The organism is Halobellus ordinarius, assembly GCF_031823395.1.
Lineage (GTDB): Archaea > Halobacteriota > Halobacteria > Halobacteriales > Haloferacaceae > Haloquadratum > Haloquadratum ordinarius.
In genome coordinates this window covers 67,291-79,773 of record NZ_JAVQKJ010000016.1, presented here as the reverse complement: position 1 = coordinate 79,773, position 12,483 = coordinate 67,291, and the positions used below count along the sequence as shown (strand labels likewise).

The 12,483-nt window shown below is 60.9% G+C and carries 8 protein-coding genes; 2 read left to right on the top strand and 6 right to left on the bottom strand.

Annotation, left to right across the window (positions count from 1 at the left end; genetic code table 11):
• Nucleotides 1-235: 235 nt before the first annotated feature.
• The 6 genes from RJT48_RS19370 to pdxA form a co-directional block, all read right to left on the bottom strand.
• Nucleotides 236-2,032, bottom strand: a complete 1,797-nt coding sequence (locus RJT48_RS19370; RefSeq protein ID WP_311174005.1) for a PAS domain S-box protein — start codon at nt 2,030-2,032, stop codon at nt 236-238.
• A gap of 174 nt (nt 2,033-2,206) precedes the next feature.
• Nucleotides 2,207-2,875: a response regulator gene (locus RJT48_RS19365; protein WP_311174004.1), complete on the bottom strand. Its 669-nt coding sequence runs from the start codon at nt 2,873-2,875 to the stop codon at nt 2,207-2,209.
• Nucleotides 2,872-4,425 carry a globin-coupled sensor protein gene (locus RJT48_RS19360; protein WP_311174003.1) on the bottom strand — a complete coding sequence of 518 codons (1,554 nt, stop codon included), beginning with the start codon at nt 4,423-4,425 and terminating at the stop codon, nt 2,872-2,874. Before RJT48_RS19360 ends, RJT48_RS19365 begins: the two co-directional genes overlap by 4 nt.
• Before the next feature lie 267 nt (nt 4,426-4,692).
• Complete coding sequence (locus RJT48_RS19355) at nt 4,693-6,444, bottom strand: bacterio-opsin activator domain-containing protein (protein WP_311174002.1); 1,752 nt, start codon at nt 6,442-6,444, stop codon at nt 4,693-4,695.
• Between the two features lie 405 nt (nt 6,445-6,849).
• Nucleotides 6,850-8,382 carry an FGGY-family carbohydrate kinase gene (locus RJT48_RS19350; protein ID WP_311174001.1) on the bottom strand — a complete coding sequence of 511 codons (1,533 nt, stop codon included), beginning with the start codon at nt 8,380-8,382 and terminating at the stop codon, nt 6,850-6,852.
• A 122-nt stretch (nt 8,383-8,504) separates the two neighbouring features.
• Nucleotides 8,505-9,512: a 4-hydroxythreonine-4-phosphate dehydrogenase PdxA gene (gene pdxA / locus RJT48_RS19345; protein ID WP_311174000.1), complete on the bottom strand. Its 1,008-nt coding sequence runs from the start codon at nt 9,510-9,512 to the stop codon at nt 8,505-8,507.
• A 157-nt stretch (nt 9,513-9,669) separates the two neighbouring features.
• On the opposite strand from pdxA, the gene RJT48_RS19340 reads away from it, so the two are divergent.
• Together RJT48_RS19340 and dgoD are read left to right on the top strand one after the other, a co-directional pair.
• The gene (locus RJT48_RS19340; RefSeq protein ID WP_311173999.1) at nt 9,670-11,199 is read left to right on the top strand and encodes an FGGY-family carbohydrate kinase; all 1,530 of its coding nucleotides are present in this window, start codon (nt 9,670-9,672) and stop codon (nt 11,197-11,199) included.
• Between the two features lie 107 nt (nt 11,200-11,306).
• Entirely contained in the window at nt 11,307-12,458 is a 1,152-nt protein-coding gene (dgoD, locus tag RJT48_RS19335) for a galactonate dehydratase (protein ID WP_311173998.1), read from the top strand.
• Nucleotides 12,459-12,483 lie beyond the last annotated feature (25 nt).

Sequence of the window (12,483 nt, the reverse complement as noted above, 5' to 3'; positions counted from 1 at the left end):
GTACTATCTCCGGAATCCTCCAGACTCGCTCGTACTGTCCCCGGATGCTCTCCAGACTCGCTCGTACTGTCTCCGGATGCTCTCCAGACTCGCTCGTACTGTCTCAGGATGCTCTCCAGACTCGCTCGTACTGTCTCCGGATGCTCTCCAGACTCGCTCGTACTGTCTCAGGATGCTCTCCAGACTCGCGGGTTTCGCTGCTTTCGATACCCGAAATCCGGAACCGCCTTCCACCTCACTGCGGACGGTTGGAAGCGCATCTGACCCCCGCGATCTCGAACCGCGCCCCACCAGCGTCGGTTTTCGCGTCGGTTGCGCTTATTTCCCACCCGTGAGCTTCGGCAATCTGCTTGACGATCGCCAGACCGAAGCCCGTCCCGTCGTCGCTGGTCGTGTACCCGCTCTCGAAGACGCGGTTGCGGTCGTTCGGTGGCAGTCCGCGTCCGTCGTCCTCGACGTAGAATCCGTCTCGCTCCGGAAGCCGGCCGACAGAAACGGTGGGGTTCGGGCCGGCGTACTCGACTGCGTTCTGAAAGAGGTTCTCGAATAGCTGGCACAGGCGCGATTCGTCGGCCTGAACGGACCACTCGGCGAGATCGTCGGCGACCGAGAGTGTCGCGGACGCGGAGTCAGTGAGATGCCAAGTCCGTCGGACGACGTCTGTCAGCCGAACCGGAGCTGGTTCCCGTATCGTTTCGCCGCGTTCCGAGAGCGTCAGCACTTCGTCGACCACCGCTTCCATCCGCTCTAACGCCGTCATCGCCGTTTCCAGTGGCTCGACAAGGCCATCAGAGGAGGTCGTTTGCTTCCGTGCAATCTGGACGTGTCCCATCGCAATGGTGAGCGGATTCCGCAGATCGTGGGCGACGGTCCCCGCGAACTCCCTGAGTCTGTCGCGTTCCCGCTGAAGTTGTGCTTCGCGCCGTTTCTGCTCCGTGATGTCGGTGTTGATGGCGACGAACCGCTCGATCGTTCCCCGCTCGTCGGTTATCGGAGCGATCGTCTGGTCGATGTGGTAGCGTTCGCCGTTCTTCCGCTGATTGACGATTTCGCCCTCCCAGACCTCTCCCGCTGTGATCGTCTCCCAGAGGTCGCGATAGAACTCCCCGTCGTGCTCTCCGGAACTGAGTATACTCGGATTCTCCTCTAGTACCTCCTCCTCCGAGTATCCCGAAAGCTCCTCGAACGTCGGATTGACGTATTCGATCCTGCCGGCGGGATCCGTAATCATAATTGCGTGGCCGGCCTGTTCGACCGCCTCCCGGAAACTCCGATAGTCACGCTCTCGCTGCTTCCGGCCGGAGATATCGCGGAAGTGACCCTGGACGAGCGTTTGTCCCTCTATGGCGATCACTGTCGCGTTTATTTCGACCGGGACGCGTTCTCCGTCGGCGGTAACCACATAGATCGGCCCACCGTCGTCGAACTGGTTCAAAATTCCGCCGTCGCTTCGCAAGTGCGCCTCGAAGAGATCCCGATACCGTTCGTGATCTTCCGGCGGGTGGAGTTCCGTCTGATCCATCCCGATGATCGCTTCTCGGGAGCATCCGAGGATCTCTGCGGCGGTGTCGTTTGCTTCGACGATCTCGCCGGTATCGGCGTCGGCCACGAAGATGGCATCCGGCGCGGCGTCGATCAACGACTCGTATTTCTCTTTGATCGCCTCGAACTGGCGTTCGTAGGTCGTACACTTCACAATCCGATTGGCGAGCAGTGGAGTTCGTGCAAGGTGTGGGCCGCTGACAACGACGTCCTCGGCTCCCGCCTGGAGGTACTCCTCACAGAGCCCTCGATCACAGTCCGACGCGGCATAGATGATAAACGGGATATCGGGACACCGCGCTCGTATTCGCCTGACGACGGAGAGTTCGTTCGAATCCTCCGCAGTGTCGTCGACGACAACACAGTCGAACTGCTCGCCGGCGTCCGTCAGCCGTTCGAACGCCGTCTCCGGTGACGACACGACCGTGACGGCGATACCGTATTCCGACTGGAGGGTTTGTGGGACGGCCTCGCTTCCCGATTGTGCCACATAGAGGACGGAAGGCTCTCGACGATCCTCCGGACGGCTACTGTCCAGTCTGCGCTCGTGTCTCGATCTGTCGGTATCGGACATTCGTGGTGTCTAAAGGGTCTTGTTCATCGGAAGTCGTTCTCGACGCACGCGACTGTACGCAATACGTTCCCGGAGCAGAACCTGGAGCCGTCACGACTTTTGGGTGGATCCGACGACATCCCGGAAGAGCAGTCGGGGGTCCGACCGTTCTGAGAGCTCCGTGTGATGGTTCCGAGCGATTCGTTCCAACTGGGCTTTCCGTTCCCGCAGCGTTCGGTACCGCTCGTGGGAACTGAGCTCCTCTGTGGAGTGCTCCGATTCCAGAGCGATTAGCCGGGACGAAACCTGCATCAGTTCCTGGACACTCTCGCTGTGTTGGGACCGTAAACGGAGTTCCTCGACGAGTTCACGCAGATCCTCCTGTCGTACTGGTTTGACCAGATACGCGTCGAACTGCATCTCAAGGATGTCGATATCGGGCTTGACGGCCGTGACCATTGCGACCTGCGAGTCGTATCTCCCCGAGCGGACGGCTTCGAGGACCTCGCTACCGGAGAGGTCGGGCATCCGACGGTCCAACAGGACCACGTCTATCTCGTCTGTGAACTGGTCGATCGCTTCAGTCCCACTCGTTGCGGTTCGAACCGTGTAGAGGTCCTCCAGCATCGCCGCGTACATCTCGACGAGCGACGGCTCGTCGTCGACGACGAGAACGGTCGCGCCGCCCTCGGCTTCGGAACCGATCGAAACTGACTGTTCTATCTTACTTTCACCGGAAGATTCATTTTTCGGACGACGGCTCCGTTCCTCTGAATTCATCGGTCTCCGGTATCCGCTTCGTTTGTGAGTTGCTGTACTGACTGGTTGATCTCGTCGACCTTGGCTGTCTGTTCTTCGTTTGCGGCGGCGACCTCTTCGATCTCCTCGCGGACTTCCTGTGCCTGCCTGACTGCCTCGTCGGTCATACTCGCGACTTCCTCGGTGGTCGCCGCCTGCTCGTCGGTCGCATCTGCGACTTCCTCGATTCCGTTTGCGGCCTCCTGAACCGCTTCGACGATGTCCGTCAGATTCTCCATCGCCGCTTCGACGCGGTCGATCCCCTCGTCGATCGCGGTGTTCGTCTGTTGGAGGTTGGCAACCGTGTCATCGGTGTCGGTCTGAATCTGTTCGATCATCGTCTCGATCTGATCGGCCTGCTCTTGGGACTCCTGGGCGAGGCTCTTTATCTCGTCGGCGACGACGCCGAAGCCGTCCCCCGCATCGCCGGCCCGGGCGGCTTCGATCGATGCGTTGAGTGCAAGCAGGTTCGTCTCCTCGGCAATGTTGTTGATAACGTCGACGACGCCGTCGATCTCTTCGACGCGGTCCTGGAGTTGATCGACGTCACCCGAGACGTCCGCTGCGGCGGTCTCGACCGTCTCCATCGCGTCGATCGCCGCTGTCGCCGACTCCTGGCCGTCTTCGGCGAGCTCCCTTGCGGTCTTGCTCGTCGAGTGAACCCCGTCTGTCGTCGATGCGATCTCCTCGACCGTCGCGCTCAGGCTGGATACCTCGTCGGCGACCTCCCGCATACTGTCGGTCTGCTCCTCGGCGATGTCGCTGATCTGTTGGGAGCTTTCCGCGACGTCTCCCGACGTACGACGTAGTTCGTCGACGGCGACCTGAACCTCCTCCGAGACTGCTTCGCGCCGCTGTAGCTCGGATTCGACCCGTCGGTTGTACGAGTGGATGTACGTGTCCATCGCCACCTGCTGGTCGAGCGTCAGCAGTTTGAGCGTCGAGAGCGCGCGTGTGATCACCGAATCGATGGCGTCGTTCGCTTCTTCGATCGACACGGTTCCGCTTTCCGCCGTCGCATCCCCGGGCGTGCCGTTCGTTTGCGGATTCGCCCCAGCCGAATTCAGTTCCCCTTTTGCGTTCTCGGCAATCGCAGTGAGTATCCCCCGGTAGTAGATCGAATACGCACCGAGGTAGATTTTCGGCCCGAGATCGAGCATATCGTGAATCTTTCCGATCCGCGCGCGCCGATCGAAATAATCCGTCCCGTATTCGCCGCGGCCCAGATCCCTGAGATACTCCGCCTGGGTCTTTTTGAGGGCTCCAACCGGCTTCGAGGATGAATCGAGTATCGCAACTGTTTCGGAGTACGATTGCAGATGACTGTAGAAGTCCTCGACGAGGTCATCGGCGATTCGATCAAACGTGTCGGACATCGATTCGAGGCGCCGCGCGTCGGCCTCGTCGAACCGAGCGAAATCCTTCCGCCAGTTTATTTCACCGGCATCGATACCGATTTCGCTCGTTAGCGTCTGCCCGTCGACCCGCCGACGGTCCTCGTCCGAGATCTTGACATTGCTATGGTTTTCCATCTCTTGCACATCCGTAACGAAATCTTCACCACATAATACCCGGTTCAAACTTCAGATCCATTAACTTCCGCCCAGTTGATATTTGAACCTAATTAAAAGCTGCAGCGTATCGGGTCCCGGAAGGAAGTATAGTAGCGTTCGCAACTGATTTCTCATCTGATCGCACGACTGCGTGCGATCGTATGAGCAAAGACTTGCGAACACTACTATAGCACCGACGGTAATCTGCCCCGTGGACCCACGGATCGGTCAAGCGGGACCGGACACTCAGTCGTCCGAACCTCGCTTTCCAAACTCGGACCGATCGGTCTCGAAAACGGCTCCGAACAGCTTCCGTTCGGCAGCGCGGATATGGTGATGAAACGCTGATGCGGAGAACTCCAGTTCCCCAGCCAGTGTTTCGCCGCTGGCCTCCCGGGGCGACTCGAAGTATCCGCTGAGATACGCCATCTCGGAGACTTCCCGCTGACGAGGGGTGAGTTCCCGCAGGACTCGATCGGCGAAGTCCACCTTCGAACGAGGGTATTGTGTCTGTTCGCGTTTTGCGAGGACTTCTGTATCCGTGTAGGTGGTCGAAACCACGTCGACGACTTGGTGGATGTTCGCAGTCGGTGGGATTCCCACCGTGACCCGGCATTCCGTGTCGTTGGCCGAGATGTTCCGGAGGTCGATACCGTGATCGGCCAGTATCGATCCGATGAACGGTTCGACGATTTGAAGCTGAATGACCGCCTCTCCGTCGGATTCGACCTGATCGGCCGTCTTGACAGTCGACGACTGTTCGGCTTCCGCCAGCAGATTTTTCGGTGACCCAACGGGGACTTTGACCACCACCAGAGAGGTGTCGTCCGACCGTGGAATGATCTGTTCGAGTTCGAGCGTACAGTTAGTTTCCTGGGCGAAACGGAGGAAGAAGCACGCCGGGTCCTGGATGTCGAATTCGAGTTCTGTCGACTGGTTCGCCAGGAGTGCCTGTTTCCGCTCGGCAGCCACGATGGCGTGGGCAATCAACTCACCCAGTTCCGAGAGAACGGCCTGGAGTCGCTCGCTAACTATCGATTCCTCCGCCGAGAATACCGTCAGGACTCCTCGCAGTGTTCCCTGATAGACGAGCGGGATACTCATAAGCGACCGATACCCTCGCTGGACGGTTTCCTCACGCCACTCAGCCCGCGTGATACCCGTCGCGGCGTTTGTGACCACCACAGGATCGTGCGTCCGGACAGTCCGGACAGCCGGTTCGGTCACAGACTGATCAGCGAGACTGAGGTCGACCGCATCGAGGTATCCTCTGTCGTCGCCCGCCGTCGCTCGCGGCGTGAGCGTGTCGGTGACCGGGTCGACGGCACCGATCCACGCAAACCCGAACGAGTCGGGCTCGATCAGCTCTTCACACACCGTCTGTTCGATCTCCCCCCGTGTTGCGGAGTGAACGGTCGCCCGGGCGACGTCCCGGATCCGGGAGTTGATCGCTTCGAGACGTTCGAGCTGCTCGGTCCGTTCCGCCAGCTGTCGTTCGCGGGTTTCGAGATCCCGTCGGCGTTTTACGTGTCCGATAGCTGCTTCGGCCGTCGTCGCCAGTATCCGGATGATGTCCCGCGATCGAGAATCGAACGCGTCTGGCCCCGTACCGCCGACCACGAGAACGCCGTGTTCGCCGAGCGGAACGCCCATTTCGCTCCGAAACGGAGTATCGTGCTCCGAGACGTCGTCGGTTCGCACGTCCTCGATCACCTCGTCGGTCCCTTCGGCGAATAACCGCCAGACGAACCCTTCTCCGGGTTCGATGGCAGTCGGAGACTGGCTTTGATCGCAATCGGTGTCTGCCGAGTGAGCAAGCGGTTTCAGTGCACCCGCACCTTCGTCGAAGGAGTACACTGTCGCCCCAGCCAGCCCGAGCACTTCGGTCACCAGATCGACAGTCCGAGCAGCCACCTCCGTGGGAGACGACGATCCGAACAGATCGAGGGCCGCCTCGTTGAGTTTGGAGAGTGAGTCTTCTCGAATCTCTTCGGCCATTTATGGATAATTACAGTATCTGAATAGGTGATATGTATTCCCGTCAATAACTGTTCCCTTCATAAGTGACAAAACTGTATATCTCTTCGTTCTTCGGTCTAAATTGTCGGTTGTTAACAGTACCGCTTCGTGTGTGAGGTCAGGAGAGGCATAGATAAGGTTTCAAATTAAATCATTCTGATACTATTCCGCAAGGCCGAGTTAAGCTAATTAAATTGATATTAACGAGATGGTATAAATTATATGATTTCAAAGATCGCGGCTCCAGTGATTTGAAATCAATTAACAAGCAGTTCATACCTTAAACATATTTTAAATTAATTAGCAATTATAGTGGTAGATATATGGGTGATATGGAGATATTAGTAAACAAATCCGCTAGCTCCGGATGTAGCGGTGTAGGGATCACTCTGTCCCGAGCGACGCCAACCGGTGCATCTCGTCTTTCATCGACGGATAGAGGTCCTCGTAGATCGAATAATACTCGTCGTATCGCTCTTTGGCCGCTGCATCAGGAATCGTCGTCGTCGAGACCGACGTTGCCGCCTTCAACGTCCGGAATCCGTCGAATACGTCCGTGCCAAGCCCAGCGAGGTAAGCCCCGCCGAGCGGCGACCCGAGCGGCGTACTGATGTAGTCCTGCTCGAAACCGGTGATGTCGCTGACGATCTGTCGCCAGAGGTCGCTCTGGGCGCCGCCGCCGATCGCGAACACCCGCTCGATCGGCACGTTCTCCCGGTCCATCACAGTGAGGTTGTGCCGGAACCCGTAGCCGATGCCTTCCAGGATCGCTCGATAGACGTGATACTTCGTGTGCGAAAGCGTCAGGCCCGCGATCGTCCCGCGCGCACCGTCGTCGTTGATCGGGGTGCGCGATCCGTTGAAGTACGGGAGGACGACGAGTCCGTCCGACCCCGGTTCGATCTCCGCGGCCCGTTCGCTCAGCAGTTCGTAGCTCTCCTTGCCCGTTCTCTCGTCTAAGGCCGCCTCGCCGGCGAATTGATCGGCGAACCACTCGGTGACCGCCCCCGACGTCGCCATCCCGCCGGCGATGGCGTACTTCCCGGGCAGACAGTGTGGCGTCGCCCACAGTTCCGGGGCGCTCCGTTCCTCGGCCAGCGTGGTGTAGATGACGCCGGTCGTCCCGTACATAAAGACAGTGTCGCCCGGATCGACGCCGCCGACACTCAGAAGCGAGGCCACGGCGTCGACGGTCCCGGTGACAATGGGCGTCCCGACCGCGAGCCCGGTCGCTTCGGCGCCCTCGGGCGTTACCTCCCCCGCGACTTCGGTCGACCACTTCGTCTCGGGCAACAGGTCGCGATCGATACCCAGCTCCGCGAACATCTCGTCTTCCCACTCCAGCGTCGAGAGGTTGTACAACGGATGGAAGAACGACGCGACGGCGTTGTCCATCACGTACTCCCCGGTGAGTTGCGAGACGACGTACCCCACCGCATCGACGATCTTCTCGGTGCGCTCGAACCGGTCGGGTTCGTTCCGCTTGTACCAGAGAATCTTCGGCCCGGCCGACTGAAATGTGAGCGTGTTCCCGCAGACCTCGTAGATCCGGTCCTCGCCGATTTGCTCGTTCAGCAGATCGATCTCCGCCTCCGAGCGGCTGTCGACCCCATAGAGGATACCGGGACGGAGCGGAGTCCCGTCGTCGTCGAGGGGCAGTACACTCGGTGCCAGCGCGCTGATCCCGACGCCCGCGATCGCTTCGGGCGCGACGTCCGACTCCTCGATCAACCGCCTGGCGATCTGTGTGAACTCGCCCCACCAGACCGTCTCGCCGTCCTGTTCGACCCACCCGGGTTTCGGGGTAGAGACCCCGTGCGGAATCGATGCCTCCGCTACCAGATTCAGGTCGGCGTCGACGAGGATGCCCTTCGAGTTCGTCGTCCCGATGTCGTAACCGAGCAGGTATCGATCCATCAAGTTTCCAATTAATAATTAAAGTATAAGGATGTTTCGTGGGGAGAGCGCGGTTCGGGACGCCACCGGAAGTCGAGTCGGGCGGCCGATGATGAGTACACTTGTCTCTTCCCGGAAAGCGGCTATGAACCGTGCCGAACGGCATCCGCCGCCAGGGTGATTCCGGTGATCATACTGTGCGGGGCCGCGATCCCTCGCCCCGCGATATCGTACGCAGTCCCGTGGAGCGTCGTCGCCCGCACGAACGGGAAGCCGAGGATGAGTACCGTCGCGCCGACGCCACCGCCCTCAACGTGGCTGTTCACGAAAAGCGGGATGTGGCCCTGGTCGTGGTACATCGCGACCATACAGTCGTAGTCGTCGTCGAGCGCGCGATTGAACGCGCTGTCCGGCGGGAGCGGCCCCTCGGCGTCGATCCCCTCCTCGCGCGCTCGCTCGACTGCGGGGGCGATTTCCTCGTCGTCCAGCGTCCCGATCACGCCGCCGTCGCCCGCGTGCGGGTTGATTCCGACCACTCCGAGCGACGGGTCCTCGATACCCGCTTCGGGCATCCGCTCGTGAGTGACCCGGATCGCGTCCAGGACGTTCTCCTCGGTCACACGCTCGATGGCTTCGGACAGCGGGACGTGGATACTGAGGTGGGTGACGTTGATGTCGCCGTCGGTCAGGAGCGCGGTGTACCGCTCGGTGTCGGTCCGATCGGCCATCATATCCGTGTGGCCGGCGTACTCGCTGCCCGCCATATTGATTGCCTGCTTGTGGATCGGCGCGTTACAGAGTCCGTCGACCTCACCGGAGACCGCGAGATCGATACTCCGCTCGACGTATTCGAGACTCACCCGTCCGTTCTCCGCCCGGAGTTCGCCGTACTCGAAGTCGGTTACGTTGTCGAAATCGATCACGTCGACCGGTCTGTCGGCGGTGACCGCATCGATACTACCCGCCCGTCGGAGATCGACGTCGATATCGAGGCGATCGGCGAGGCCGGTGAGGTGGTCGTAGTCGCCGAGAACGACGACCTTCGCCGCGTCGTGGACGCGGTCGGTCGCGACGGCTTTCAGCGTCACTTCGGGGCCGATACCGGCCGGATCGCCCATCGTCAACGCGATAAATGGCTGTTGTTCTGACACGGTCGATCCTGCTCGATGATGATATTTAAATTTTCGCTCGCCGCTGGCTCGCTGGCGTCCCGTTCCTGCGATAGTTCGAGAATCGATTCGATCAGCAGTCCGGAGTCGATCGGCTCCGCAGGGGAATTTATATCGGGCCGTTCACTCACTACGGGGTATGGAGCGCGTACTGATCGGTGTCGATGCGGGCACCACGAACATCAAAACCGCCGCGTTCACGCTCGGTGGCGAGGAGTTGACGAAGACGACCCGGGAGACGCCGCTGGAAACGCCGCGCGCTGGATGGGTCGAACAGGGGATGGAGACGACCTGGGAACGAACCGCCGCGACGATCCGCGAGACCGTCGACGCACTGGACGACGCGGAGGTAGTCGCGATCGGGGTCACGGGTCAGGGCGACGGCTGTTGGTTGATCGACGATGAGGGGAAACCGGTGCGGGAGGCGATCCTCTGGTCCGACGGCCGCGCAGCCGAGTACGTCACCGACTGGAAGGAGGACGGCACCGCCGAGCGCGTTCGGCAGATAACCGGCTCGGACCTCTTTCCGGGCGCGGCGCTCCCGATACTCCAGTGGCTCGCGGACAACGAACCGGAAACGATCGCCGACGCGGAGACGGCCTTCTTCTGCAAGGACTGGATCAAATACCGGCTGACGGGTGAACGGACGATGGATTACAGCGGGGCGTCGCTGCCGTTTCTCGACATCGACTCCCTTTCGTATTCGACCGAGATCCCGGAACTCGCCGACGTGCCTGGCTTGACGGATATGCTGCCGCGCCTCGTCCCGGGGACCGACGTGATCGGCACGCTGACCGCCGATGCAGCCGAAGAAACCGGGCTCCCGGCCGAGACGCCGGTCGTCTCCGGGCTGATCGACGTCGTCGCGAGCGCGATCGGGTGCGGGGCAGTCGCCCCCGGTGACAGTTCCTCCGTGGTGGGGACGACATCGCTGAACCAGTCGTTCCTCTCGGAACCGCCGGCGGAACTGCAGGGCCACGGATTTACGATCGCGCTCTTCGAGGGACTCTACAGCCGCGTGATGGCGTCGATGGCCGGGACGCCGAATCTCGACTGGGCGCTGGCCGAGTTGACGCCGGACTGGGAGTTCGAGCGGGCGGAGCGGGCCGCACGATCAGCGCCGGCGACGGCCGGTGGACTGCTGTATCACCCCTACCTGAGCACCTCGGGCGAGCGGAGCCCCTTCAACGACCCCTACGCGCGCGGCCAGTTCGTCGGCCTGTCTCCGAACCACGACCGCGAACACCTCCTCAGAGCCGTCTACGAGGGCGTCGCGCTGGCGATGCGGGACTGCTACGAACATATCGACGCCGACGCCGACCGGATCCGGATGAGCGGCGGTGGCGCCCGATCTGACCTGTGGTGTCAGCTGTTCGCCGACTGCCTGGACGCCGAGATCGCTGTCCCGGCTGGAGAGGAATTCGGTGCCAGAGGCGTCGCGCTGCTTGCGGGGGTCGGCGCGGGCGCGATCGACGATCTCGAAGACACTGTCAGAGAAACAACGACATACGAAAGCGTCAACGAACCGCGCGAGACATCGGTTCCGATCTACGACGAGTGGTACGAGACGTACAGAGAAACGTACGAGGGGATGCGAGATCTCTGGCAGACGCGCACGGAGAGTATCGACCGCCTCCAGGCGGAAACACGACTCTCCTTCGATCTCTGATCGGGCCGCGGCGGCGAGTGAATACGGCGCTCCATACTCCCTACAGCGCACGTCAGGGTCGGGGCTGTCTGCCAAACGTATATGAGGTCACTGATCCTTGGAGACGTATGGAAATCAGCAGCTACGAACTGTTCGAGGTGCCCCCCCGATGGGTGTTCCTCAAACTGGAGACCAATACGGGGCTCGTCGGGTGGGGTGAGCCGATCGTGGAGGGTCACGCCCGGACCACCGTCGCTGCGGTTTCGGAGATCATCGACAACTACCTCATCGGGAAGGATCCGCTCGACATCGAACGACACTGGCAGGCGATGTACCGGGGTCGACACTTCCGCGGTGGGCCGATTCTGATGAGTTCGATCGCCGGCATCGACCAGGCGCTGTGGGATATCAAAGGAAAACACTACGACGCGCCGATTTACGACCTCCTCGGCGGACGAGCACGGGACAGAATCCAGATCTACCAGTGGATCGGCGGTGACAGCCCCGCCGCCGTCGCCGACGCCGCGGTCTCGGAGGTCGAGAACGGATACAACACGCTCAAGATGGCGCCGATCGGCCAGTTCCGCCGAATCGACTCCCCCGAGACCGTCAACAAGGCGTGTGAGCGGGTCGCCGCCGTCCGGGACGCGGTCGGCGACAGTATCGACATCGCAGTCGACTTCCGCGGACGGGTGACGAAGGGGATGGCCAAGTGGGCCGCGACCGAGATGGACGAGTACGATCCGATGTTCTACGAGGAACCACTGTTGCCGGAACACTTCGAGGCGCTGCCGGACATCGCCGCACACAGCAAGACGCCCTTTGCCTCCGGGGAGCGGATATACTCCCGGTGGGAGTTCAAACACACCATCGACAACGGCCTCGTCGACATCATCCAGCCTGATCCCTCCCACGCAGGGGGGATCTCCGAGACGAAGAAGATCGCCAATATGGCCGAAGCGGCCGACATCCAGGTGGCCCTGCACTGTCCCCTGGGGCCGATCGCTTTCGCCGCCTGTGTCCAGTTGGATATGTCCGTCCACAACGCGATAAACCAGGCTCAGAATCTCGATATCCACGACCCGACGAACAACGAGCATCTGGCGTATCTCGAAGACCCGACCGTCTTCGACTTCAAGAACGGCTACGTCACGCCACCCGACGGGCCGGGACTGGGCATCGATATCGACGAGGAGTACGTCCGCCGTCAGTCCCAGACCGAACTCGACTGGCAGAATCCCATCTGGTATCACCACGACGGCAGCATCGCCGAGTGGTGAGCGACTGATCATCGGGGATGGGAAG

Bases quoted from the DNA above. Each gene is read 5' to 3' on its own strand.
- RJT48_RS19350 (WP_311174001.1), bottom strand. From the start codon at position 8,382: ATGGATCGATACCTGCTCGGTTACGACATCGGGACGACGAACTCGAAG.
- dgoD (WP_311173998.1), top strand. From the start codon at position 11,307: ATGGAAATCAGCAGCTACGAACTGTTCGAGGTGCCCCCCCGATGGGTG.
- RJT48_RS19360 (WP_311174003.1), bottom strand. From the start codon at position 4,425: ATGGAAAACCATAGCAATGTCAAGATCTCGGACGAGGACCGTCGGCGG.
- RJT48_RS19340 (WP_311173999.1), top strand. From the start codon at position 9,670: ATGGAGCGCGTACTGATCGGTGTCGATGCGGGCACCACGAACATCAAA.
- RJT48_RS19355 (WP_311174002.1), bottom strand. From the start codon at position 6,444: ATGGCCGAAGAGATTCGAGAAGACTCACTCTCCAAACTCAACGAGGCG.
- RJT48_RS19365 (WP_311174004.1), bottom strand. From the start codon at position 2,875: ATGAATTCAGAGGAACGGAGCCGTCGTCCGAAAAATGAATCTTCCGGT.